The 23,987-nt window shown below is 70.3% G+C and carries 21 protein-coding genes; 7 read left to right on the forward strand and 14 right to left on the reverse strand.

What is annotated here, in order from left to right:
- The first annotated feature begins 135 nt into the window (after positions 1-135).
- Positions 136-1,419, forward strand: coding sequence for a PAS domain-containing protein (locus QT196_RS37215; protein ID WP_168483082.1), 1,284 nt, complete (start codon positions 136-138; stop codon positions 1,417-1,419).
- Positions 1,420-1,583: 164 nt separating this feature from the next.
- The gene (locus tag QT196_RS37220) at positions 1,584-1,985 is read left to right on the forward strand and encodes a hypothetical protein (protein ID WP_168484260.1); all 402 of its coding nucleotides are present in this window, start codon (positions 1,584-1,586) and stop codon (positions 1,983-1,985) included.
- Positions 1,986-2,065: 80 nt separating this feature from the next.
- On the opposite strand, the gene QT196_RS37225 is transcribed toward QT196_RS37220, so the two are convergent.
- The 4 genes from QT196_RS37225 to QT196_RS37240 all read right to left on the reverse strand — a co-directional run bounded on the left by QT196_RS37225 (position 2,066) and on the right by QT196_RS37240 (position 6,055).
- Positions 2,066-2,434, reverse strand: a complete 369-nt coding sequence (locus tag QT196_RS37225; RefSeq protein WP_168483083.1) for a hypothetical protein — start codon at positions 2,432-2,434, stop codon at positions 2,066-2,068.
- A 180-nt stretch (positions 2,435-2,614) separates the two neighbouring features.
- The gene (locus QT196_RS37230; protein ID WP_266736895.1) at positions 2,615-3,487 is read right to left on the reverse strand and encodes a CoA ester lyase; all 873 of its coding nucleotides are present in this window, start codon (positions 3,485-3,487) and stop codon (positions 2,615-2,617) included.
- A 5-nt stretch (positions 3,488-3,492) separates the two neighbouring features.
- Positions 3,493-4,554, reverse strand: a complete 1,062-nt coding sequence (locus QT196_RS37235; protein WP_168483085.1) for a CoA ester lyase — start codon at positions 4,552-4,554, stop codon at positions 3,493-3,495.
- 202 nt (positions 4,555-4,756) lie between these two features.
- The gene (locus QT196_RS37240; protein WP_248001515.1) at positions 4,757-6,055 is read right to left on the reverse strand and encodes a glycoside hydrolase family 55 protein; all 1,299 of its coding nucleotides are present in this window, start codon (positions 6,053-6,055) and stop codon (positions 4,757-4,759) included.
- Between the two features lie 40 nt (positions 6,056-6,095).
- Between QT196_RS37240 and QT196_RS37245 the strand changes: the two genes are divergently transcribed.
- A complete protein-coding gene (locus QT196_RS37245) occupies positions 6,096-6,827 on the forward strand; it encodes a CDP-alcohol phosphatidyltransferase family protein (RefSeq protein WP_168483086.1) in 732 nt (243 codons plus the stop codon).
- A 44-nt stretch (positions 6,828-6,871) separates the two neighbouring features.
- Here QT196_RS37245 and QT196_RS37250 read toward each other — a convergent pair whose 3' ends face one another.
- The 5 genes from QT196_RS37250 to QT196_RS37270 all read right to left on the reverse strand — a co-directional run bounded on the left by QT196_RS37250 (position 6,872) and on the right by QT196_RS37270 (position 13,696).
- Positions 6,872-7,300 (reverse strand): adenylyltransferase/cytidyltransferase family protein, encoded by a 429-nt coding sequence (locus QT196_RS37250; RefSeq protein ID WP_042158396.1) that lies wholly within the window; start codon positions 7,298-7,300, stop codon positions 6,872-6,874.
- 22 nt (positions 7,301-7,322) lie between these two features.
- Positions 7,323-8,816 carry a fibronectin type III domain-containing protein gene (locus QT196_RS37255; protein ID WP_248001516.1) on the reverse strand — a complete coding sequence of 498 codons (1,494 nt, stop codon included), beginning with the start codon at positions 8,814-8,816 and terminating at the stop codon, positions 7,323-7,325.
- Positions 8,817-8,949: 133 nt separating this feature from the next.
- Positions 8,950-10,521, reverse strand: a complete 1,572-nt coding sequence (locus tag QT196_RS37260) for an oligosaccharide flippase family protein (protein WP_290356510.1) — start codon at positions 10,519-10,521, stop codon at positions 8,950-8,952.
- Positions 10,518-12,194, reverse strand: a complete 1,677-nt coding sequence (locus QT196_RS37265; RefSeq protein WP_168483089.1) for a polysaccharide biosynthesis tyrosine autokinase — start codon at positions 12,192-12,194, stop codon at positions 10,518-10,520. The genes QT196_RS37260 and QT196_RS37265 overlap by 4 nt, the downstream gene beginning before the upstream one ends.
- A complete protein-coding gene (locus QT196_RS37270) occupies positions 12,191-13,696 on the reverse strand; it encodes a hypothetical protein (RefSeq protein ID WP_266736903.1) in 1,506 nt (501 codons plus the stop codon). Before QT196_RS37270 ends, QT196_RS37265 begins: the two co-directional genes overlap by 4 nt.
- Before the next feature lie 186 nt (positions 13,697-13,882).
- Here QT196_RS37270 and QT196_RS37275 point away from each other — a divergent pair, with 186 nt between their 5' ends.
- Positions 13,883-15,094, forward strand: a complete 1,212-nt coding sequence (locus QT196_RS37275; RefSeq protein WP_168484262.1) for a glycosyltransferase — start codon at positions 13,883-13,885, stop codon at positions 15,092-15,094.
- Positions 15,095-15,131: 37 nt separating this feature from the next.
- Here the strand turns inward: QT196_RS37275 and QT196_RS37280 are convergent, their stop codons facing one another.
- The 3 genes from QT196_RS37280 to gmd are packed head-to-tail and all read right to left on the reverse strand — an operon-like array spanning position 15,132 to position 17,799.
- Positions 15,132-16,256, reverse strand: coding sequence for a glycosyltransferase (locus QT196_RS37280; RefSeq protein WP_248001517.1), 1,125 nt, complete (start codon positions 16,254-16,256; stop codon positions 15,132-15,134).
- Positions 16,253-16,789 (reverse strand): DapH/DapD/GlmU-related protein, encoded by a 537-nt coding sequence (locus tag QT196_RS37285; RefSeq protein WP_168483091.1) that lies wholly within the window; start codon positions 16,787-16,789, stop codon positions 16,253-16,255. The genes QT196_RS37280 and QT196_RS37285 overlap by 4 nt, the downstream gene beginning before the upstream one ends.
- Positions 16,786-17,799, reverse strand: coding sequence for a GDP-mannose 4,6-dehydratase (gene gmd, locus QT196_RS37290; protein ID WP_168483092.1), 1,014 nt, complete (start codon positions 17,797-17,799; stop codon positions 16,786-16,788). Before gmd ends, QT196_RS37285 begins: the two co-directional genes overlap by 4 nt.
- Positions 17,800-17,977: 178 nt before the next feature.
- On the opposite strand from gmd, the gene QT196_RS37295 reads away from it, so the two are divergent.
- Entirely contained in the window at positions 17,978-18,922 is a 945-nt protein-coding gene (locus tag QT196_RS37295; RefSeq protein ID WP_168483093.1) for a GDP-L-fucose synthase, read from the forward strand.
- Positions 18,923-18,992: 70 nt separating this feature from the next.
- Here the strand turns inward: QT196_RS37295 and QT196_RS37300 are convergent, their stop codons facing one another.
- Entirely contained in the window at positions 18,993-20,312 is a 1,320-nt protein-coding gene (locus QT196_RS37300; protein ID WP_290356511.1) for a sugar transferase, read from the reverse strand.
- 766 nt (positions 20,313-21,078) lie between these two features.
- Here QT196_RS37300 and QT196_RS37305 point away from each other — a divergent pair.
- Positions 21,079-21,744 (forward strand): methyltransferase, encoded by a 666-nt coding sequence (locus QT196_RS37305; RefSeq protein ID WP_356948494.1) that lies wholly within the window; start codon positions 21,079-21,081, stop codon positions 21,742-21,744.
- A gap of 4 nt (positions 21,745-21,748) precedes the next feature.
- Positions 21,749-22,264: a DedA family protein gene (locus QT196_RS37310; RefSeq protein WP_168483096.1), complete on the forward strand. Its 516-nt coding sequence runs from the start codon at positions 21,749-21,751 to the stop codon at positions 22,262-22,264.
- A 199-nt stretch (positions 22,265-22,463) separates the two neighbouring features.
- Here QT196_RS37310 and QT196_RS37315 read toward each other — a convergent pair whose 3' ends face one another.
- Entirely contained in the window at positions 22,464-23,960 is a 1,497-nt protein-coding gene (locus tag QT196_RS37315; protein WP_290356513.1) for a PLP-dependent transferase, read from the reverse strand.
- Positions 23,961-23,987: the final 27 nt, after the last annotated feature.

Raw genomic sequence — 23,987 nt, forward strand, 5'->3', positions numbered from 1 at the left:
GGCACCGCAGTTGTGAACGAGCGGATATCGCCAGATCGGCCGAGAACCGGGCATGCCTGCCCGCGGCGGGGGATACGCATGGCGATGGCGCGCCGTCCGAAACCCGTAGATCTCATCACCACTAAGGGGCCCGTCGTGGACGAGACCAGTCTGAAATCGCTGCTCGAACACCTTCCGGTGTCCTGGTGGGAGGCCGACCGTGAGCTACGCGTGATCGACAGCGGCGGAGGCGCCTTCGACGACACGGTGACCGCCCAGCGGTTCCTCGACACCGTGCGCAAGGAACTCGCCGGGCCGGCCGAGGCACCCGAAATCAGCCATTGGCAGGCGCAGTTCGACGGCCGGGTCTTCGATGTGAACTGGCCCCTCGGGGTGCCCCGACAGGGCCGCTCCCGAGGACTCGCGGTGGAAGTCGGCCCCCAAACGGCCGGTCCCCGCCGCTACGACGCCTTCGCGGACCTCGCCCCCGCCGCGGCCTTCATCCGGGACGCGACCGGGCGCTACCTCTGGGCGAACCACGCCTACGCCCATCTGTACGGCACCACACCGGAGCACATCATCGGCAAGGACGTCGCCGACGTCGACGGCCCGGCCGACGCCGCCCGGTTCCTGAGCCTGGACCGGGAGGTGCTCGAACGCGGCAAACCGGTCCGGCACACCCTCACCTACCACCGCTTCGACGGCACCGGCGGCCAGGCGGTCGGCCACCGCTTCCCCGTACGGGAAGGCAGCCAGCGGTGCGTGGCGGGCATCTACATCGACATCAGCGACTACACCCGCGCGCTGCGCCAGCGCCGGGAGGCCGAGGAGAGCCTGCACGCGCTGCGCGATCACAGCGGTCTGCCGTGCGCCCTGATCTCCGCGGGCGGACGCATCCAGCAGGCCAGCGCCGCGGCCGCCGAACTGCTGCGCACCCGGCTCTCCGACCTCGTCGGCCGCCGCGCGCACACCGTGCTCGGCCCGACGCCGGAATTACCGGGGCTGCACCGCAGCTGGCTCGATCTCATAGCCCGCCGCAGCCGGCGCATCCAGACGACCGTGGTGCTCATGGACGCCCGCGGTCAGCAGCGCCGCGCCCGGCTGCATCTGACGACGGTGGGCCGCAGCGCGGACCGCGCCACCAGTGTCTGGGCGGTCGTCACCCACCAGGGGGTCGCCCATGAGCCGCATCCGCCGCTGACGGCGACTCAGGTACGCATCCTGTCCCTGCTGGCCGCCGGCTGCAGCAACGCGGAGATCGCCACGTCCCTGCACCTCTCCCGGCAGACCGTCGACTACCACCTCAGCCGGCTGCGCGACCTCCTGGACGCCCCCACCAGACCCGCCCTGGTCGCCCGCGCCTATGTCCTGGGCATCCTCGCCCCCCAGGCCTGGCCGCCCCGCTCGGCGACGGCCTGTCATCCGCACAGCGTCACCTGACGGCCCCGCCACCGCCGTCACCTGCGGAGTGTGGGCCACCCGGCTGATTGTGGCCGCCGGGGGTTTGCTCCCCGCGGGTTGAACGCCGATGTGGGCCGACCGCGGCAGCACGATACGTCTGGCATCAGAAGGCTGAAGAGGCGAGGAGCGTCGTGAGAAGAATTGTGCAGGCGGGAACGGTCGTCGGGGCGTGCGGGCTGGTGCTGTTCGGCGGCGGGGCGGCCCAGGCGGTGACCCTTCCGGAGTCGCTGCTCTCCACGGTGGCGGACGCCGATGTGGGCACGCTGAACGGCACGGTCAACGGGGTGGTCTGCAACAACCGCCTGGGCCAGATCCACTTCAGGTCACCGGTGTTGGCGTCCCCCCACGCCTGTGTGAACGGGCCGGTGCACAGCGGCAACAGCCTGAACAGCGGCAACTTCATCAACCACGGGAACCCGAACAACAGCGGGAACCTCCACAACACCAACGGCACCACCAACGCCGCCAACTCCGTCACGGGCGCTTCGTCGGGCAGCAGCAACAACGTGCAGCGCATCCTCGGACTCGGCCTCTTCCGCCACTGATCCGCGCCGACGGAGGTACGCACGGCCGCTCCGGCCCCGGAACGCCCGGGACCGGAGCGGCTCAGCGCACCCGCACCGTCTCATTCGCGGTGGTGGTGGATGTGCTGCTCGTTGTTGCCGGACTTGGTCGCCGTGCCGGTCGTGCCGCCCGTGTCGTCATTGGTGTTCGCGTTGGTGTTGGTCGGGCTGCCGCTGTTGCTGACCGTCCCCACGACATGGACGTTCTGCGATCTCCGCGGATTTCCGCTGAGCACCGGCCCGTTGATGCAGAAGCGGGCCCGGTGCGCGCAGTGGAACCTGGCGTCGAAGCGGGCGACGGTGTTGCTGTTCGAGACCCCGTCGCCGCCGGCCGGCGCGGCCCACGCCAGGGTGGGCGAGAGCGTACCCGCGGCCAGGAACAGACCGCAGGCTCCTGCCGTCACGACATTGACGCGTGCCGAATTCTTCACTGTGTGCTCCTGCGTTCATGGTCGGTCCCCGGGGATCTTGCTATCCCGGATGCCCCGCACCACCAAGCCTGAGCAACGGCCAGTCCCGCTTATTCACCCTGTCCGATTATGGGATTCACCATGACGGCCCTGAAACAGCGCCGCCCTTCCCGCGGCGGCCGCGGGAAGGGCGCGCGTTCCTCAACGCCCGGCGATCGCCTCGGCGACGGCGAGAATCCGGCGGGCATCCTCGACATGCAGGTTCTCGATCATCCGGCCGTCGACGGTGACCACACCGCGCCCTTCGCGGGTGGCTTCGTCGAACGCGTCAATGACCTTGCGCGCATGGGCGATCTGGTCGGCGGACGGGGCGAAGGCCCGGTTGCACGGTTCGACCTGCGACGGATGGATGAGCGTCTTTCCGTCGAACCCGAACTGCCGGCCCTGCACGCACTCGGCCTCGAAGCCCTCGGCGTTCTTCACATCGTTGTAGACGCCGTCCAGGATCGCCTTGCCGGTGTCACGCGCCGCCAGCAGTGCCAGGGACAGCCCGGTCAGCAGCGGGGCCCGGCCGGGAACATGCTCGGCGTGCAACTCCTTCGCCAGGTCGTTGGTGCCCATCACCAGCACGGTGAGGCGTTCGCTGGCGGCGGCGACGGCACGGGCGTCCAGCATCGCGCGCGGGGTCTCGACCATGGCCCAGATGGCCGTACGGTCCGGAGCACCGGCGGCTTCGAGGGCGCGCTCGACCTCCCGGACGGTGTCGGCGGAGTCCACCTTGGGCACCACCACCGCGTCCGGACCGGCCTCGGCGGCGGCCCGGAGGTCGTCGGCGTGCCAGGCGGTGCCGGGCCCGTTGACCCGGATCGTCACCTCCCGGTAGCCGTATTCGCCCGAGGCCGCGGCGGCCGCGACCCGCTTGCGGGCGTCGGCCTTCGCGTCAGGGGCGACGGCGTCCTCCAGGTCGAGGATCAGTGCGTCGGCGGGGAGGGACTTGGCCTTCTCCAGGGCGCGTTCATTGGCACCGGGCATGTAGAGCACGGAGCGGCGCGGTCGCAGGATCGCGTCGGACACGGGTCTTACTCCTTTTCGGCCGCGGCGTAGGCGTCGCGCAGCTCGGGGTCGCGGGCGGCGAGGGCGTCGGCGAGTTCGGCGACCACCTGGCACTGCTTGTACGTGGCGTCGTCCTGCATCTTGCCGTCGATCATCACCGCGCCGGTGCCGTCGCCCATCGCCTCGATGACCCGGCGGGCCCAGGCGACATCGGCGGGTGCGGGGGAGAAGACCTTCTTGGCGATGGCGATCTGCACCGGGTGCAGGCTCCAGGCGCCGACGCAGCCCAGCAGGAAGGCGTTGCGGAACTGGTCCTCGCAGGCGGTGACGTCCTTGATGTCGCCGAACGGCCCGTAGAACGGCAGGATGCCGTGCGCCGCACAGGCGTCGACCATCCGCGCCAGGGTGTAGTGCCACAGGTCCTGCTGGAAGGTGGCCCGCGGCGCGTCGGCGTCGGCGCCGTGCGGGTCCTCCCGGACCAGGTAGCCGGGGTGTCCGCCGCCTACCCGGGTGGTCTTCATCCGGCGGCTGGCGGCGAGGTCGGCGGGGCCGAGCGAGATGCCCTGCATCCGGGGGCTGGCCCCGGCGATCTCCTCGACGTTGGCGACGCCGGTGGCGGTCTCCAGGATGGCGTGCACCAGGATCGGCCGCTGGATCTGCGCCTTCGCCTCCAGCTGGGCGAGCAGCCGGTCGACGTAGTGGATGTCCTCGGCGCCCTCGACCTTGGGCACCATGATCACGTCGAGCTTGTCGCCGATCTCGGTGACCAGCGTCAGCAGATCGTCCAGCGCCCACGGGGAGTCGAGGCTGTTGATCCGGGTCCACAGCTGGGTGTCGCCGAAGTCCGTGGCCTTGGCGATCTTCACCAGACCCGACCGGGCGGCTTCCTTGCGGTCGGCGGCGACCGCGTCCTCCAGATTGCCGAGCAGTACGTCCACGGTGGGCGCGATGGCCGGCACCTTGGCGGCCATCTTCTCGTTGCCCGGGTCGAAGAAGTGGATCATCCGGGACGGCCGGAACGGTACCTCGCGTACCGGTGTGGGCGCCCCGACTGCCAGCGGGCGGAAGAAGTCCTTCGGGGAACGCATGCAGTCTCCCTGGTCGGCTCGGAGGGAGGATCGCCGCCGGTGCCCGGCGGCGCCCTTGCGGCCCTCACTCTAGGCCCGGCCGGCGGCGATACTACTGACCAGTACGTGTGCCGTTGGTCACCGCCGGCGAGGGCACGGCACCGGACGCACAGGGCGTCAGCGGCATTTCCGGACCCCCGGATTCCCGCCCTCCGCGGCCCGTTCAGGACCCCAGACAGTCGACGAACTTCACCCGGTCGCCCGCACCCTTGATGAAGTCCTGCGGGGAGTGATTGCGCAACCGGCACATGTCATAGCGGGCCCGGGGGCCGGCGCCGCCGCCGTCCTGCTCGTAGGAGTGCTGCCCGGACAGCTGGCAGGAGTCGTACCGCACGAGCGGGCCCTGGGACCCGATGCGGTAGCGGTGGGGGCTGCTCTCCTCGGCGAAGGACTTGAAGGCGTTCGCGGTGTCGTCACAGTCGTTGAAGTGCACCGTGCCGCTGTCCCAGGCGCAGTCGATCACGACGGTGTCCGGGTCGCGCACCTCGAAGCGGATGTCCTCGGCGTGGAAGCGCTGCACGGAGTCGTGGTGCGGACCGCGCGGGAAACGGAAGAAGGTACTGGTGCGCCCGTAATCCCCGGAGTCCTCGGGGCGGCGGCCGGTGACGATATAGGAACCGCCACGGCAGGTGATGGAACCCCCGTAGGGGAACTCCAGGAAGTTGCCCCAGGCGTACTCGACCTTCATGTCGTTGAACCAGTAGTTGAGGAACTGGTCCTGCTGGCCGTGGCTCACCGACTTCTCGGACAGCCCGGAGTACAGGAACGCCTTGCGGTACGCCCCGCCCACCCGGCAGGCGTCCCAGCGCATCTCCGAGTTGGTGTTGCTGCCGTCGAGGGCCAGGCCGTAGGTCCACTCGCCGGTCCACTCGCATTCGGTGAAGCGGTAGTCCTGTGCCTGACCGGTCGAGTAGGAGTAGAAGAACGACGCGCCGGGGGTGGCGGAGACGAAGCCCAGCTGCTCGAACATCACATTCGCCCAGCTGTCCTCGTTGCGGCACAGATAGGTGGTGTCACCCTCGGGCGGCGCGAAGAGCAGCTGCGTCATCCGTTTGCCGGCGCCGCGGAACCGTAAGCCATTGGCTTTGAGCTTGCCCCCGGTGGCGTTGAGCAGCGCATGGGGCTTGCGGATGAGGTAGGTGCCGGCCGGTATGTCGATCACGGTCCGGCCGATGTGGTCCCACACCCGGCCGGCCGCGTAGGAGTACGCACGGGCGAATGCGTGGCTGTCGTCGGTGCGTCCGTCGCCCTTGGCCCCGAAGTCCGCGACCACATCGATGACATCCTTGCCCTTGGGCTTGTGGCCGGTGACCACGGGTGCCCTGGCGTCGTCCGACGTCTGCCGGGAGGCAGGGGCCGCCGGCTCGCAACCGGTGAGGGCGGCCGCCAGCGCCGCGGCCGTACCCGCCAGCAGCGTCCGGCGATCGGCGCCACCGGTTGACGAAGAGGTCCTGCCTGCCATGATGTTGCTCCTTCGGGGGTCCATTCATCAGGTGGGGGACATGAGCCAGTTCGGATATGCGATCAGACAGCTGTCTGCGGCCCAGAAATCCGCGAAGGGAGTGTCCCTGTACTCGCGCTATGTGAACCGGCCGGCCGGCCGGGTGTTAGCCGCCGTGGGCTACAGCCTCAAACTGACACCCAATCAAGTCACCATCATCAGCGGGGTTTTCACCTTCGCCGGCGTGGTCATGATTGCGGTGCTCCGCCCCTCGCCCGCCGCGGCGGTGGCTATTTTCGCGGCGCTGGTCCTCGGTTTCGCCCTGGACTCCGCCGACGGGCAGCTCGCCCGGCTGACCGGAACGGGCAGCGCCGCGGGGGAGTGGCTGGACCATGTGGTCGACTGCGCGAAGATGCTCGCCCTGCACATGGCCGTACTCGTCTCGTTCTACCGCCACTTCGGCCTCTCCGACCCTCGGTATCTGTTCGTACCCGTCGCCTTCCAGTTCGCCGCGGTGATGGTCTTCTTCGGTGGCATCCTCACCGAACAGCTCAAGCGCGCCGACCGGCTGCGGAGCGGTGCGGGCGGGCCGGCACCCGCGGCACCCGCCTCCACGCTGCGCTCCGTCGCCCTGCTTCCGGTCGACTACGGGGTCTTCTGCGCCCTGTTTCTGGTGTTCGGCAGCCGGGAGGTGTTCCTGGTGCTGTACAGCTGCCTGCTCGTCGCCCATCTGCTGTTCATGGTGGCGTTCCTGGTGAAGTGGTACCGCGAGTTGTCCGCCCCCGGCCGCTGACCGGCCGGGGACGGACACTCACCAGGGCAGACGGCCCGGGCCGGTCACGCGGAATTCGCGAGCCCGTCGAGCACCTTGCGCAGCAGGGTGCTCGACGTGTGCACGGTGTAGGGGAAATAGATCACATCGACCCCGACCGTCGCGAAATCCCTTTCGAGCTTGTCGCCCTTGCTGGTCCCCCGCCAGTCGTCGCCCTTGAAAATGACGTCGAACCGCACCTGCTGCCAGGTTTCCAATTTATCGGGCACCGTCTCGACGAACGCCGCGTCCACGAATCGGACGCTGCGTACGATCTCCAGCCGCTCGGCCAGCGGAATGACCGGTGCCTGCCCTTTCGCCTGCACCGCCATTTCGTCCGAGACGACACCGGCCACCAGATAGTCGCACTGGCTTTTGGCGTGCCGGAGAATGTTCAGATGCCCGACGTGGAATAGGTCGTAGACCCCGGGCGCATAACCTACTCGGTGCGTCATTTACCCCCCACTCGGCATACGGTCAGTTCCTGGCGGTCACATAGACCGGGCCGTTGCGCCCGGACACATTGGTGCCGTCGGTGACCTCGATCGAATACCGGTGCTGCGCCCCGGGCTCCACGGTGTCCGTGAAGCTCATATTGGGCCGGTTCCAGTAGCGCGAATCCTGGTTGAGCGAGGTCAGATACTCGCCGTCCCGGTAGATCTTGTAGGTCAGGACACCGTCGTCCCGGTCCCACGAGGCCTTCCAGTTCAGCGTGATCTTGCCCCGGGACCCGCTCGCACCACTGAGCAGCGGCACCTGCGGCGCCCCGGTGTCCGGCGCCGCCGTGAACCGGGTCAGGCCCTGCTGCGGCGCGTCATTGACGACGGTGAACTCACCGCCCGCCCACAGGACGCCGTCCGCCATGGTCAGCGCCCGCGGGCCGATCTGCTCGCCGATCCCGTCGTTGGTGTCCGGGAACCACGGCAGGATCGTTTTGTCCGAGATCGACTGCGCCAGGAAGTGCTGGCGGTTGCCGATGTCGGTGAAGCCGCCCGGGGTGTTGGAGCAGTCGTGCGCGTGGGAGCCGCTGTAGAGGACGCCCTTGTACGGCAGGACCGCCTGGGTGGCGCCCAGGCAGGTGTCCTTCCAGAGCTGCCCGCCGTCCGACAGCCGGCCCGCCGCGCGGCCGTCGAAGACCCCGCCGCCGGTGCCCTCGGCGCCCAGATAGAAGTTGGTCCCGTCGTTGACGAGCGACTTGACCGCCGACCTCTGGGGAATCCACCCGGTGAAGGAGTTGACGACCCTGCCGGTGGTCGCGTCCAGCCCGGCCAGTGCGTGCACGTTCAGGAAGCTGCCGTTCACCGAGGTGAACCGGCCACCGATGATGACCTTGTTGAGCTGCGGAGCGACGGTGATGGCGTTGACCGCCGGGGTGGGGTCGTTGCCGACCGAGGACCCACGGATCGTCGCCTTGAACGGGAGCAGCTCGCCGTCGGGCCGCAGCGCGGCGACCCGCTCGCGGGTCTGCCCCTGGACGGTGTCGAACCCGCCGCCGATGTAGACCGTGTCGTCGGTGACGTCCAGGGCCCGGACGGTCGAGCTGACCGTCGGCTTCCAGTCCGCCCCGATGGTGCAGTCATCGGTGTTGAGGGCGGCCGTGTTGGACCGGCCCACCGGACCGGCCTTCCCGAACGAGCCGCCGATGTAGACCGTCGAGCCGTCGGGCGAGGCCTTCATGGCGCGGATCGTGCCCGTGCCGCCGATGAACGCCGGGGCGCACGACAGTGGTTCACCGGTCTTGGCGTCGAAGGCCGCGAAGTTCGTACGGGCGACTTCGCCGGTGCCGGGGGCGGCGCCCGGCGGCCGGATGTGGCTGAAGGTGCCTCCCACATAGACGATGCCCTTGGCATAGGCCATGGCCCACACGATGCCGTCGGTCTGCCACGTACGCAGCGGATCGGCGGTGAGAGTGGTTTCGCCGGTGGCCTGAGCCGGGCCGGCGGAAAGGGCCGTGGCCGCGGTGCTGAGCACCGCGGCAGCGAGCAACAGATGGACTGGTTTACTTCTTTGGCGCACAGGTCCCCCCTGGAAGCATGGCGCGATCGGAATTGTCAGGGTAGGACGTGGGAACGCGACGAGTTCTGTGCGGAACTGGGACCGGTGTTCACGGTGAGTTTCCCGAACCACGCTTACGCAGCGCCCCGAAGAACTCCCCTACCCCCAGCGGCAAACGATAGCGCCAGACGGCGGCGCAGAAAGCCCCAATGGCTAAAACAATTCCCAAAAGCGCACCGGCAAGGGTGTCCCCGAAAAGCATCCGCAGCGCGAACACCGGGAGCGCCACCGTCACGACGCCGAGCACCGCGGCACACCGATAGCCCCGGTCGATGGTGCGAAAGCCCAGGCGGTAGCGGGCCAGCAGCGCGGAGGCACCGTTGTCCACCACGATCGCCAGACCCCACGAGACCGCCGCCCCCAGCACCCCGTAGCGCGGAACCAGCCAGATCCCGCTGCCCAGTTGGATCACGAACGCGGTGCCGGCAACCACCAGATTCCAGACGCTCCGCCCGGCCATGAGGATGACCGTCTGTGCATTGCCGACACCGACATTGACCAGACAGGCGGCCGCCAGGACCACCAGCCCCGTCGCGCCCCCGCCGAAGCCGGGCCCGAAGAGCGACAGCACGGTCCGGGGGAAGGCGGCGAGGACCAGGAACACCGGCCAGGAGAAGAGCGCGATCCAGCGGGTCGACAGCCGGTGCAGATACCGCGCCCCGTGCCGGTCGCCGCCCGCCAGCAGCCGGCTGAGCTGCGGCGCCACCGCCAGCCTGATCGCCAGCTGGAGCAGGCTGCCCGCGGTGACCAGCCGCCCGATCGCCGTGTAGATGCCGGCGTCGGTGCCGGTGCCCAGCGCCGACAGCAGGATCACCCCGATCCACACCGCGGTGATGTCGAAGACGGAGGAGACCGCCCGCGGCCCGGCGAACGCCCAGAACTCCCGTGCCTGCGAAGGCGGTTGACCGGAGCCCGGATGCGTACGGCGGGACCGGCGCAGCGAGACGGCGGCGGCCACCGCACCCAGCACCCCGGGCGCCAGCCAGGCCACGGAGAGCCCGGTCACGCTCGGTGCGACCAGCACCAGCGGCACCGCGAGCAGTACCCGCAAGGCCGGTTTGCCGATCTGCTCCACGCCCACGAAGGGCACCACCGAACCGTAGCCCCGGGTGGCCCCGAGCAGCACCAGCGCCACCGTCGTCACCGGCAGGAACACCGCGAACAGCCTGATGAGCGCGGCGGCCTGGCCCGGATCCAGCTCGGGCAGCAGCAGACCGGCGAGCCCGGGGGAGCACAGCAGCACCGCCGCACCCGCGGCGCTCGCCAGCAGCGTCGGCAGGGCCGAGATCCGCAGCAGGGCCGGTACGCCGGCGCCGCCGCTCAGCTCCAGGTCCCGGGAGACGAAGCGGACCAGCGCGGTATCGGCGCCCAGCTTCAGCGCGTTGCTCAGGATGGTGAAGGCCGCGACCCCCGTGAACACCGCGCCGGCCCCGCGGGCCCCGAGGCCATGGGTGATGACGGCGACGAGGACGAACCCGAACAGCGCGTTGGCGGCCGAGCCCGCCAGGCCGAACATGCTGCCGCGGGCGGTGCTGCCGACCCCCCGCCCGCCGGCCGCGGCTCCGTCCGCCGCCGGTGGCGCGGGCCGGTCGCCCGCCCCCGCCGGACGGATGGCGGTCATCCGCGCAGCGAGGTGGTGTCGGCGTCGACGGACGCGCCGTCCTGCGGTGCCGGTCCGAGAAGCGGCGGCGGCGGGCCCGGCCGCGGCGCCGGTGCCACCGGGGACGTCCGCGCACGGCCCCGGCCGCGCTTGCGGTGGGTCGGCCCGCCGTCCGTCAGCCGGCGCAGCGACGTCCCGCGGCTGCCCTTGTCCAGGACGGCTCCCAGGATGTGCCCGCCGGCGCCGGTGATCAGCTCCCACACCCGGTCCAGATCGTCCCGGCGTACCTCGTTGAGATCACACACCACCACGACACCGGCCGCCTGCTTGGCGACGGCCAGCCCGTCGGCGTGCGACAGCAGCGGCCCGGTGACGACCACGACATTCTCGTCCGGGCCGGACGGCGCGTTCAGCAGCCGCGCGAACTGCGGTGACGACAGGGCACGCGCCGGGTTGGGCACCTCCCGGCCGGGCAGCAGATCGAACCGCCCGTCCACCCCCGCGTCCACGGCCAGCCGCTCGCCGTCCGCCCAACTACCCGGCACCGGACGGCCGTGACCGTGATGCAGCGGCAGCCGCCGGGCGAGCTGCGGAGTCCGCAGATCGGCCTCCACCAGCAGGATGTCGTTACCGATCTCGGCGAACGCACCGGCCAGGTTGACCGCGACCGAGACCGCCTCCGCATGCTCCCGGGGGGAGACGACCAGCAGACTGCCCCGTCCCGCGAAGCGCTGGTCGTGCACCAGCCGGAACGCGATGGTCCGGTAGGCCTCCGCCCGGTTGCCGCGCCCGGACCGCCCGACCTCCAGCAGCTCCGCACCGCCCTGCCGCCGCGGCAGGATGCCAAGGACCGGTGCCCGCAGATTGTCCTGCACATCCGCCACCGACCGGACCCGCGGCTCCAGCACCGAACGCACCCAGGCCGCCAGAATGCCCAGCACCAGCCCGACCACGGCCCCGGCGAGCAGCAGCACGACGAGCCCGGGGCTGGACGGGAAGGCCGGCGGATCGCCCTTGCGGACGATGTCGCCGGGCGTGGTGTCGAGGGACTTCAGGCTGGAGATCCGCCCCTGAAGATCCGCTATCTCCGACACCAGATTGCTGCGCTCGGACTCATCGGTGGCCCGCCCCCCGCTCCCGGCCGCGATCCGCCGGTCCAGCACCTTGCGCTGCTCCTGGAGCGGCTTGAGTTCGGTGCTCAGCTTGCTGACGGTCTTGTCTATCCGCTGGGTCGCCGCGTCCTGCCGGTAGTCCAGATATGCGTGCACGAAGGCGTTGACGAGCGCGGACGCCCGGTCCGGGGAGTCCGCGTCGTACTCGAACATCAGGGTCTGGGTCTCGGGCGGATTGCTCACCCGCAGATCCCGCTGGAGCCGGGCCGGCTCGGTGGCCGGCTTCAGGGCCTTGGCCGCACCGGCCGCGACCGACGCGCTCTGCGCGATCTGCCGCTCGGTGCCCATGCTGATCTGCTTGTCCACCGAGACGCCGCCGGCCTCGAAGGGCGCCGTACTGATCGCATGCACCACGACCTCGCCGGTCGCGGTATAGGTCGAACCGCCGAGCAGGGACACGGCGCCACCGCCCAGCATGCCCAGCACCAGCCCCAGCACGACCAGGGCCCGATACCGGAAGAGCTGGCGCAGCTGGTCCCGGATCTGGTCCGGCTCCTCCGCGGGCTCGTCGAAGACGCTCACGTACGTGCTCCTCCTGTGGGTAGCGGCAAGGCGGCGCGGGGCGCGGGGGACGCCGGGGCGCCCGCGGGGTCGGCCGCGGCCGGCGGAGAGGTCCGCCGCCCCGGCTTACGGGTGATCAGTAGCGGGATGCAGAGCAGCAGGGCGAGCGGGCCGACGATGGCCATCAAACTGCCCCGCAGCAACACCAGTTGGTAGAAGCCGAAGGCCGGCACCAGCAGTGCCGCGAGGGTCCCCGGGCGCCTGCGCAGCCGGTGCCGGAGGTCGTCGATGCGCCGTCCCACCGCGCCGATCAGACCGAAGACGGCGATGACCGACGGGAAACCGGCCCACATGTAGGTCTCGATCCACAACGGCGCGGAGAGATTCTCGAAGGTGTAGCCCGCATGCCGGGCGAGCAGGATGCCCGCGTCATCGGGCTTGCCGGGCCACACGGCACGCGGCACGAAGAACAGCGGGGGCCCCAGTGCGGCCGTCGGCGTGAAGCCATGCGTACGGACATAGTCCACCCCCGTCTCGACCTGCTGGAACGCGTCATAGTCACCGTTGGACGTGAACTGCTCGGCCAGCGACACGACATGGACCGGCTCCCGCTTGTCGTAGCGGAAGTAGTCGCTGTACGGGAAGACCACCAGCACCACGGCCGCCACGGCCGCCGCGCCCATCCGGAACGCCCGCGGCCCGCGCAGCCAGGAGGCGCTGAAGGCCAGCGCCAGCAGGACCGTACCGGCCCAGAAACGCGGCTGGCTGATCGGGTTGTTGACGACCACATTCACCGCGATCATCAGCGGCAGCAGCAGCCACCGCAAGCCGCGCAGGGTCCGGTCGCCGGTGGTGAACCGCGGTACGTGCACCAGCCCCACCAGCGCCCAGAAAGCCGGCACCGAAAGGGCCCAGGCGGCCATCGCCCGGTCCGCCGACCCGGCGGGCGCGGCCTGCGCAGCGGCCTCGTTGGCCGCCTGACGGCTGAGGAAGAACGCCGACAGCCCGCCCTGACCCGGGATCAGCACGACCGCCAGCAGCAGCGCCAGACCGCACAGCAGCAGCACCCGCCCCGGCGACAGCCGCCGGGCCAGCAACGGTTCGAGGACCACGGAGGTGCGCGACGACCGCCAGGACGCCACCGCCGACCCCGCGCTGTAGGCGAGAAGTCCCGCCTCCACCACGGCAGTTGTCAGGAACGCGGTGTTCGCGTCGACCACGAATCCCCGGGGGTAGGCGTCCGTCGCGAGCATCGCCAACGGCGCGAGTCCCAGCCACACATAGGAAAAGAGCCAGAAACCGAGCGAGATCAGCCGTGCCCGGACGTCCGTCAGCACCCGGGCCAGCGCCGCACCCGTGTGCACCACCACCACGCACTGCACGGCCAGGGCGGCACCGAAGCGGGCGTCGAGCGACTGAAGGATCAGCACCGGAAGCAGCACCACCAGCAGCAGCGCCCAGCAGCACAGTGCGGCGATGCCCCGTACCGGCACCGCGGTGCCCGGACGTTTTCCGCGCAGCATCGGCCCACCTCCCCCCAACTCCCCACCAGCGACCACAATCTAAGGGACATCGGGAAAACAAGGTCGCCTTCGGGACACAATCGCAACCCAATTCACAGCCCGCGGGCCCCGGCAGCCTCCTACGATGACCGCACATCCAGAGGGGGGCCATTCGTGGAAGACTCGTTCGCGGGCCGGTGCGTGCTCGTGGTCTCGACCAACTACGCACCCGAACACACCGGCATAGGGCCGTACTCGACCCAGATCGCCGAGCATCTGGCCGCATCCGGCGCCGACACCCATGTCCTCGCGGGCATGCCGCACTATCCCGCCTGGCGGGTCGCGGACGGCTACCGCGGCCGGTGGCGCGTCCGGGAACGCCGCGGCGGGGTGACCGTGCACCGCCGGCGGCACACCGTTCCGCCGCATCAGACCGCCCTGCGCCGGGCCCTGTTCGAGGCGAGCATCCTGGTCCACAGCGCCCTGACACCACCGCGCATCCGACCCGACGTGGTGCTCACCCAGATGCCGAGCCTGGCCGGGGGAGTGCTCGGCGGACGCCTTGCACGGCAGGCCGGGGTACCGCATGTCGTGGTCGTCCAGGACCTGATGGGGGCCGCCGCCGAACAGAGCGGCATCCAGGGCGGGGGCCGGGCCGCCGCGCTGGCCGGAGCGGTGGAGGCGCGGGTGCTGCGCCAGGCGGCCGTCGTCGGCGTGGTGCATGAATCGTTCGTGGACCGGGTCACGGCGATGGGCGTGCCGCGCTCACGGGTGCATGTGGTGCCCAACTGGACCCATGTACGGGGACCGAGCGGCGACCGGGACCGCACCCGGGCGCGACTGGGCTGGTCCGCCGGGGAGACCGTGGTGCTGCACGCCGGCAACATGGGCCTCAAACAGGGGCTGGAAGTGCTGGTCGAGGCCGCGCGGCTGGCCGGTCAGGAGGCCGCGCCCGTGCGGTTCGTGCTCATGGGGGACGGCAACCAGCGCGCACACCTGGAACGGCTCGCCGCGGACGTCCCCGCGCTGTCCTTCCTGCCGCCCGCCGACACCGAGGACTTCCCCGAGGTGCTGGCCGCCGCCGATGTGCTCGCGGTGACCCAGAAAGCCTCGGTCCTGGACATGAGCCTGCCGTCCAAGCTGACCTCGTACTTCATGACGGGCCGGCCGGTGATCGCCTCGGTGGCCGCCGAAGGGGGCACCGCCCAGGAGGTCCTGAGCTCGGGCGCCGGGACGGTCCTCGCACCGGAGGACCCGAAGGCGCTCCTCGCGGAGGTCCGGGCGCTCGCCGACGACCCCGGGCGGGCGGCGCAGCTGGGAGCCCGGGGCCCGCAGTACGTCGAACAGCGGCTCAGCAGCCGGGCCGGTCTGGAGCGGATCACCGAACTGCTGCGGATCGCCCGGGCAGCCGGACGCTGACCACAGGCGGCGGGGGCACCGGCCCCCGCCGCCCCGGTCAGCGTGCGCCGGGCCGGGCGAGGGACCCGTACCACCCCTCCAGCCGGTCGGCCACGGCCGCCAGCGAGAACTCCTCCTCGACAGCCGCCTGACCGGCCAGGGTGACGCGCTCCCGCAGCGGACGGTCCTCCAGGAGCCGCAGCACCGCGTCCGCCAGCTCCTCAGGCGAACCGTCGGTCACCACCGCGGCCTCCCGCCGCCGGAGCGTACCGGCGATCCCACAGCTGCCGGTGCAGACCACCGGGGTGCCCACCGCCAGGGACTCCAGCACACTCATCGGGAACGGCTCATCGACACTGGGCAGCACATACACCGTGGCCTGCGCCGTGCGCCGCACCGCGGCATCATGGTCGAGGGCCCCGCCGTACGTCACGACCTCGCCCAGCCCCTCCTCGGCGATCAGCCGCCGCACCTCCGCCAGCCGCCCCTCGTCCGAACCGTGCAGGGTGAAGGACACCTCGGGCCGTTTGCGGTGCACCAGCGCCGCCATCCGCACGAAGGCCTCGGGGCGCTTGCGGCTCTGCAGCCGGGCGAGGAAGAGCACATCGGTCTCGCTGCGCTCCCCGTCGGCCGGGCGGGAGCGGACCCCGTTGGGGAGTCTGACGAGCCGCGGTCCGCGCGGGCCCAGGACCTTCCGCAGCCCGGCCTCCTCCTCATCGGTGAGCACCAGGGCCGCGGCCGCCCGCCGCAGCAGCGGGACATACACCCGGTCGAAGAGCCGGGCCACCGCCGAGCCGCGGGGCTGGACCATGCCATGGGTCTGCACGACGAAGGGCCGGCGGCGCATCACGGCCACCGCGAGCGCGGCCAGGGACACCAGGTCCCGCCCGGCGTGCAGATGCAGCGCGTCGGCCCGGCCCACCCGGCGCCAGAGCGTGGGCAGCAGCCCCGGGTGGAACAGGCCCAGGAAGCCCTGTCCCGGCACCAGCGTGCGAGCCGTACGGGCGCGCAGCGGCACCCCGTCCACCGACCGCGGGGGCGCGCTCCGGCCCCGCCACAGCGAGACCAGCTCCACCTCGTGCCCCCGCGCGGCCAGTTCGCCCAGCTGCCCGGTGGCCACGCTCACCGGACCGCCGTAGGCCCCGTCGTCGCTGACCAGCGTCACCACATGGGTGATCCTCATACGGCACCTCCGGTGGTGTGCACGGCCCCCGGCGGCACATCGCGGTGGGCGACCACACCGGCCCCGACCACCGCATCCGCGCCGACGGTGACACCGCGCAGCACCATGGCCCGGGCGGCCACCCAGGACCCGGGCTCCAGCCGGATCGGTGCGTTGTCGAACTCGAAGGTGGGCGAACGGCGTTGGTGGCTCCCGGTGCACAGCACGGCACCCTGGGACACACAGACATCATGGCCGATACTGATCGGTTCCAGGTTGATCAGCCAGGAGTCCTCACCCACCCAGACGTCATCGCCGATCGTCAGCTTCCACGGCCACTGCACCCGCACCCGGTGCCGGATGAGCACCCGTTCGCCGACCCGGGCGCCGAAGAGCCGCAGCAGCGCGGGCCGCAGCCGCGGCGGGCACCACCACTTCATGAACAGGACGTTGAGCACGACGAACCAGGCGACCTGGGTCAGCAGCCCCCGGCCCTTGTCGTAGCCGGCGCCGGTGAAACCGCGCAGTTGGCGGTCGGTGACGGTGGCCGTCATCGGTCCACCCGCACCCGGTGACCGGAGAGCTCGTCCGCCAGCTGCCGGACGTCCGACTCGACCATGATCCGGGCGAGTTCGTCGAACTGCACCTTCGCTGACCAGTCCAGCAGGCTCTTGGCCTTGGACGCGTCACCGATGAGCGCGTCCACCTCGGAGGGCCGTTCATACTTCGCGTCGAAGCGCACATAGCGCTCCCAGTCCAGCTCCACCGCTTGGAAGGCGGCCTGGAGGAAGTCCCGTACGGTCGCGGCCACTCCGGTCGCCACCACATAGTCGTCGGGCTCGTCCTGCTGGAGCATCAGCCACATGGCCTCGACGTACTCCGGGGCGTAACCCCAGTCGCGGACGGCGTCGAGGTTGCCGAGGTAGAGATGCTCCTGAAGGCCCGCCTGTATGCGGGCCACCGCGCGGGTGATCTTGCGCGTCACGAAGGTCTCACCGCGCCGCGGGCTCTCGTGGTTGAACAGAATCCCGTTGACCCCGAACAGGCCATACGCCTCGCGGTAGTTGACCGTGGACCAGTACGCCATGACCTTGGCGCAGCCGTACGGGCTGCGCGGGTGGAAGGGCGTCGCCTCGTTCTGCGGCGGCGGGGTGGCGCCGAACATCTCCGAGGACGAGGCCTGGTAGAGCCTGGTCTGCACGCCGCTGGCGCGGATCGCCTCCAGCAGCCGTACGGCGCCCAGCCCGGTCACATCGCCGGTGTACAGCGGAGCGTCGAAGGAGACCCGGACATGGGACTGGGCCCCGAGGTTGTAGACCTCGTCGGGCTGCACATCGCGCAGCAGATTCACCAGGGCCACCCCGTCCGACAGATCGACGTGGTGCAGCAGCAGCCGCCGGTCCGGGGTGTGCGGGTCCTGGTAAATGTGGTCGATACGCTCGGTGTTGAAGCTCGATGAGCGTCTCATCAGCCCGTGTACCTCATAGCCCTTGTTCAGCAGCAATTCGGCGAGATACGAACCGTCCTGACCGGTGATTCCGGTGATGACCGCGGTTTTCGGCATGGCTTCCCCCCACGAGAAGTGATGTGCATCGGTTCTGACTTGCTGGATTACCCACGCGCCTGCGGACCGCGGGGCGTGGACGCTACCCGCTCCGCCGTCGCCGGTCGAGAGCGAGGAGCGGCAGATATTTCCTGAAATAGCCGGTGGACGTATCGGGTTGACTGACACAATCCGGCCCATGAATGACTTGCTGCCCACACCCGCTCGCGTCTTCGTCGCGGGCCACCGAGGCCTGGTGGGATCCGCCGTCACCCGGCGGCTGTCCGCGCAGGGCTATGACGTACTGACCCGTACCCGCGACGAGCTCGACCTGCGGGATGCCGGGGCCACCGAGGCGTATCTGCGCTCGGCGCGGCCCGACGCCGTCGTCCTGGCGGCCGCCAAGGTCGGCGGCATCATGGCCAACAGCACCTACCCCGTGCAGTTCCTGGAGGACAACCTGAGCATCCAGCTCAGCGTCATCGCCGGGGCGCACCGGGCCGGGGCCCGCCGTCTTTTGTTCCTCGGATCGAGCTGCATCTACCCCAAGCACGCCGCGCAGCCGATCACCGAAGGCGCCCTGCTGAGCGGGCCGTTGGAGCCCACCAACGAGGCCTACGCGATAGCCAAGATCGCCGGCCTCGTCCAGATCCGCTCCTACCGCCGGCAATACGGTGCCTCCTTCATCTCCGCCATGCCGACGAACCTCTACGGGCCGGGCGACAACTTCGACCTCGAGACCTCGCACGTCCTGCCCGCGCTCATCCGCCGCTTCCACGAGGCGAAGGAACAGGGGCTGCCGGAACTCACCCTCTGGGGCACCGGCACCCCGCTGCGCGAGTTCCTGCACGTCGACGATCTGGCCGCCGCCTGCGAGGTGCTGCTGCGCCGCTATGACGGCGACGACACGGTCAACGTCGGCTGCGGCAGTGACCTGACCATCGCCGACCTGGCCGCCTGTGTCGCCGCCGCGGTCGGATACGAGGGCCGGATCGCCTTCGACCCGTCCCGCCCCGACGGCACCCCCCGCAAGCTGCTCGACATCAGCAAGATGCGGGCCCTGGGCTGGACGCCCACCATCCCGCTCGCCGAGGGCATCGCCCGCACCTATCAGGCCTGGCGGGCGGCGCCGGCCGCGGTGTGACCGCCCTGGATCCGTACCGTGCACCCGGCGCCCGCCTCTCGGCGAGGCGCCGGACGCACACCGTGGCGCGCTAGTACGCACCGCGCCCGTCCACGACGGCCCGCACGGTACGGGCCAGCACACTGATGTCGCGGACGTAGGACCAGTTGTCCACGTAACTCAGATCCAGCGCGACGGTCTCGTCCCAGGAGAGATCCGACCGCCCGCTGACCTGCCACAACCCGGTCAGCCCCGGCTTGACGGACAACCGGCGGAGCTCGGTCCCGTCATACCGCTCCACCTCTTCGGGCAGCGGCGGCCGCGGTCCGACCAACGACATATGGCCGGTCAGGACGTTGAACAGCTGCGGCAGTTCGTCCAAGGAGAAGCGGCGCAGCAGCCGGCCCACCGGCGTCACCCGCGGATCCCGCCGCATCTTGAACATCGCCCCGTCGTGCTCGTTCGACGACTCCAGCGCCGCCCGCATCCGGTCGGCGGTGACCACCATCGTGCGGAACTTCCACATCCGGAAAGGCCGCAGATCCTGGCCGACCCGGATCTGCCAGTAGAACACCGGCCCGGCGGACGAGAGCCTTATCGCCGCCGCCACCAAGGCGAACACCGGGGAGAGCAGCGCCAGTAGCAGCAGCGCCCCCAGCCGGTCCGTGACCTGCTTCAGCAGAACCGGCACCCCGCGCCGCGCCGCGGGGTCTATATGCATCACCGTCAGACCCGCCGCCTTCGCGAGCCGGACCCGGTGCTGCGAGACATCGATCAGGCCCGGAAGTATGGCCAGATTCCGTCCCCCGTCGTGCAGGGCCCAGGCCAGCCGCCGTATGCGCGGCGCGGGCAGCCGACGGCCCGGCGCCACGAAAACGAGATCGACGTCGAGGTCGGCGGCGCACCGGAGCACGGTCTCGCCGTCCAGCGCCGCTTCGGGAGAACTCCCGTCCGACGCGAGCCGGGCCGGGACCGGCACTGCCGAGTCGCTGTCCTCCTCGCCGACGAGACAGCTCCCGACCACGACATACTCATGATCAGTACGGTGTGCCAGCTCCGCGAGCACCACATCAACGGTGCCCGCCTCGCCGACGATCAGCACCCGGCGCAGCGCCTGCGCCCGGCGTCTGGCGGCCACCAGATACCGGTGTACGAGCCGGCGCCGGGCCACACCCAGCGCCAGGCACGGCACCAGGGCGAGCACACATATCTGGAGCGAGACCTCGACCCGCGCCACGACGCAGACGATGGCCAATACGCCCAGCATGGTCAGCCAGTCCCGTAAGACGGCCAGCGCGGCGCCGTCACCGGCCGGCTCCTCCCGGCTGTAACGATTCTTCGATGCCCCCACGGCCAGCCATGAGGCACCGGCCAGCACCGCCGTGAGCAACGGCTGGGGCTGCTGTGTCACGGCACAGAGCAGCCCCACGGGTATGAGGGCACCCACGGCATCGACGGCCGGCGCCAACTGCCGCAACCGCCGTTCCGTCGGCCTGTGCCTGCTTCTGTCGTCGTGTTCCGGTACGCGGTCCAACTTGGCTGTCCCGGCAGGTGAATCGATCACCCTTGCTCCGGCAGCTTCGAACAACCCCATGGCCCCCCACTTGGTCGTCCCCTTCACTTCCGGCGCGGCTGGAGCCCCCCGGCCCCACAACCGCCCCCGTGTCGGACGTGACGCTAGAGCACGCTGCACCCGACTGCTGTGGTTTACCTATTTTGAGTGTTCTTGTGTCCGATTGTTTACAACCGGACGAGCGGGTGGTGCGGTCTCGGCCAATGTGCCGGGGGCCTTCAGTCGGCGGGCGGGAGGGACGCTGAGCACCTGCGTCGCGGGCTGACCGCGCTGTTCGCCCGGGACCGCGGCGTCGGAGATCCGTGCCGTGGGCCGGTGGCTGCTCGGGGGGGCGCTGCCGCGCTGGGGCTGGGCACCAAGAGCAACGGCCTACCTCTCAGGGTGGGGTGCCGTCCGTCCAGAGGATGACGCCGGAACCACTGATGGCACTTCAGGACCGTTCGGCTTTGGGGCCCTGTGGGGGAGGACGGCGCTGACCTGTGCATTCGAGGATGGGGACGTCGAATACTCCGCCCCTCTACAGGAATTGCTTTTCTCCATGAATGAGAACACCGCTCGAAGCAGTTGCCTCCGGACCCAGCGGGCGACCGAAGGATGGACCTTCTTGGTCGAATCGATACGGAACCACCGTACGGTCGGTTCCGTCGCCCCCAGCGGCAAGCCGCTGGCCAACCTGCTGGCCGCTCCGTTACGGGAAAGAATGCCGGACAGCTTGAACGTCCTGGAAGTGGGGGCGGGTACCGGCTCGGTCACACGTGTTCTGCTGCCCCTCATACCCCGGGGAAGCCGGCTGGACATCGTGGAATCCAACGCCCAGTTTGCCGCGCATCTGCGTGAGCTGGTTCACGGGGACCCGAACCTGCGGGAAAAGCAGGAGCGAATTCGCGTCCACAACATGGGCGTCGAACAGCTCACCACCGACCGCCGCTATGACGTGATCGTCTCCGGCCTGCCGTTCGCCAACTTCTCCCCCCAGCAGGTTGACGACATCATGGGTCGCTACTTAGACCTGCTCCGCCCCGGGGGCAGGCTCACCTACTTCTCCTATTGCGGAAGTCGCTGGGTCCGCGCCTTGCTGGCATCCGGTCCGGAAGCCCGCCGTCAACGCGACGTCAAAGACCTGTTGAACCGCTATCACCGCCGATACGCGATCGGCTGTTGGTCCGTGTGGGAAAATCTGCCACCCGCGACGGTATGGCAACTGCGCCGGCCCCTCGATGCCGTCAACCACTCCAATGCGCTGACCGCCCAGCCGAATTCGGCGATGTAGCGCGATGAACGGCCTCGCCAACCTGCTCGGCCACATTTCCCCTGCCGCCGCGTACACGGTGCTGGCCACGGCAATCATCGGGGAATCCATTCTGCTGGTGGGTGCCTTCATCCCCACTCTCGTTCTCATGCTCACCGCAGGTGCACTGGCCCGAACCGGCAGCTTGCACCTGCTGGGGGTCATCGCGGTTGCTGCCGGCGCCGTCATGGTCGGGGACGCTCTTGGCCATCGCACCGGTCGTCTGCTGGGAAAGCGCCTGCGTACCGCGAAGCTCGCCCGCCGCATTCCGGCCACGGCGTGGCAGCGAGCCGAAGCCCTCATGAACAAGCGCGCCGGCCAAACCCTCCTGATATTCCGCTTCGTGCCCGTGATGCGGACCCTCGCCCCGCACATGGCCGGCATCACCGGCCTGCCGTACCGTCATATCGCCCCGTACAGCGCCCTGGGCTCGGTCGCATGGGCAAGCGTGGAAAGCGGCACGGGCTACACCGCGGCCTTCTCCCTCCAGCACATCACGTGAGGGCGCCCCGTAGCCGGGGTGGCGTCGACGCGGCGACTCGGCAGCGAGAAGCGTCTGAAGGTCGCTCCTCGCGCGAAAAGGATGTGCCACCCCGGACCGCAATGAATCCCCTAATGGCCCCCTTCCATCAATGCAACTGGTAAGGAATAGAGGCGTCGTACAGGCCATGTCTGGCGATGAAGCCGTGGAGACAGGCGCTTCAGGTGCAGCGGGTTCGGTCCACGACGCGCAGGGTCGTTACGGCGGGGTCGGCGGCGCCCCGTACATGGCCGTTGGGTGCGGCCGCCGTGCGCTGGAAGAAGTTGACGAGGTCGGCGGTGACGACCTCGCCGGGGAGGACGTTGGGGATGCCGGGCGGGTACGCGGCGAGTGTGTCGGCCGACACCTGGCCGACGGCTTCGTGGGCCGCGACGGTGCGGCTCGGTGCGAGGAACGCCTCACGCATGGTCATCTCGACGCTGCCGGGGGCGGGCAGGCGCAGGTGGTCTGCCGAAGGCTGGTCGCGGAGCGGGGCCGGGAGGGCGTGCAGGGCCTCGACGAAGCGGTCGGTGTCGGGGGCCGTTCCTGCGCCGACCACGGCCACGATGGCCGAGTCGGTGGCGACCTCGACCATGATGCGGTGATCTCGCATCAGGCGTCGCCGGGCCTCGTGGCCGGATATGCCGTCGGCGCGGGTGTCGATGGAGACGCGGAGCGGGTCGGCGGTCACGATGTCGCCGAAGCGGTCGAAGGCGTCGCTGACGATGCCGAAGCGGCCGGCGGAACGAACCCGCGCGCGCGTCTTGTCGGCGGCGTCCAGCGAGGCGCCGATGCGGTCCCGGCCGGTCACGAGGGTCTGGCGGGCCACGTCGAGAGAGGCGAGGAGCAGCGCGCTGGCGCTGGTGGACTGGGTCAGGTGGAAGACCCGCTGGATCAAGGGCTCAAGCGTGTCAGAGAAGGGGCCCTCGCCGAGGTGCAGCATCGCGGACTGGGTGAGGCTGCCGGCCAGTTTGTGGGTGCTGGAGATGACGAGGTCGGCGCCCTGCGCGAGCGCGTTTTCGGGGAGGTCGGGGTGGAAGCCGAAGTGTGACCCCCAGGCTTCGTCGACGATGAGCGGGATGCCGGCTGCGTGAGCGACGTCGGCGCAGGCGCGTACGTCGGCCACAGCCCCGAAGTAACTGGGCGTCACGAGGTAGGCGGCGGCCGCTTCCGGGTGGGCGGCGATCGTCCGGGCGAGGCCGGCCGCGGTCACCCCGTGCGCGATGCCCCGCTCGGCATCGACCGACGGATGCACGAACGCAGCCCGCTGACCGGAGAGGACCAGGCCGTCGACCACGCTGGAGTGGACACTGCGCTGGACGATCAGCGTGTTGCCGAGCGCCCGGGAGACCAGGGTCGCGATGCGATTGCCCTGGGAGGCGCCGTTGGTGAGGAACCAGGTCCTGCGCGCACCCCACGCCTGTGCCGCGAGATCGAGCGCCTGCTCCATCGGGCCGGCGGCGCCGAGGTCGATGCCGTCCAGCAGCGGCGGCACGTCCAGCCGCAGCGGCGCCTCACCGACCAGCTGGGCCAGCGGCTCGAAGCGAAGTGGGTCAGCGGAGTGTCCGGGCACGTTCAGCCGCAGCCAGTCCTCGCGGGCGTATGCGCGGACGGCCTCGGCGTACGGGGCGGTGTGCTGGGCGATGTGCCGGGTGGTGTCGGTGGTTCGTTGCGTCACAGAAGGAAGCGTCACAGGCAGAGACCC

Origin of the sequence: Streptomyces sp. P9-2B-2, from assembly GCF_030406865.1 — a bacterium.
In the GTDB taxonomy this organism is placed as follows: Bacteria; Actinomycetota; Actinomycetes; order Streptomycetales; family Streptomycetaceae; genus Streptomyces; species Streptomyces platensis.

Excerpts from the sequence above, each read along its gene's own strand:
- QT196_RS37260 (WP_290356510.1), bottom strand. The coding sequence starts at position 10,521 with ATGACCGCCATCCGTCCGGCGGGGGCGGGCGACCGGCCCGCGCCACCG.
- QT196_RS37270 (WP_266736903.1), bottom strand. The coding sequence starts at position 13,696 with ATGCTGCGCGGAAAACGTCCGGGCACCGCGGTGCCGGTACGGGGCATC.
- QT196_RS37235 (WP_168483085.1), bottom strand. The coding sequence starts at position 4,554 with ATGCGTTCCCCGAAGGACTTCTTCCGCCCGCTGGCAGTCGGGGCGCCC.
- QT196_RS37310 (WP_168483096.1), top strand. The coding sequence starts at position 21,749 with ATGAACGGCCTCGCCAACCTGCTCGGCCACATTTCCCCTGCCGCCGCG.
- QT196_RS37240 (WP_248001515.1), bottom strand. The coding sequence starts at position 6,055 with ATGGCAGGCAGGACCTCTTCGTCAACCGGTGGCGCCGATCGCCGGACG.
- QT196_RS37250 (WP_042158396.1), bottom strand. The coding sequence starts at position 7,300 with ATGACGCACCGAGTAGGTTATGCGCCCGGGGTCTACGACCTATTCCAC.
- QT196_RS37295 (WP_168483093.1), top strand. The coding sequence starts at position 17,978 with ATGAATGACTTGCTGCCCACACCCGCTCGCGTCTTCGTCGCGGGCCAC.
- QT196_RS37280 (WP_248001517.1), bottom strand. The coding sequence starts at position 16,256 with ATGAGGATCACCCATGTGGTGACGCTGGTCAGCGACGACGGGGCCTAC.
- QT196_RS37285 (WP_168483091.1), bottom strand. The coding sequence starts at position 16,789 with ATGACGGCCACCGTCACCGACCGCCAACTGCGCGGTTTCACCGGCGCC.
- QT196_RS37245 (WP_168483086.1), top strand. The coding sequence starts at position 6,096 with ATGAGCCAGTTCGGATATGCGATCAGACAGCTGTCTGCGGCCCAGAAA.
- gmd (WP_168483092.1), bottom strand. The coding sequence starts at position 17,799 with ATGCCGAAAACCGCGGTCATCACCGGAATCACCGGTCAGGACGGTTCG.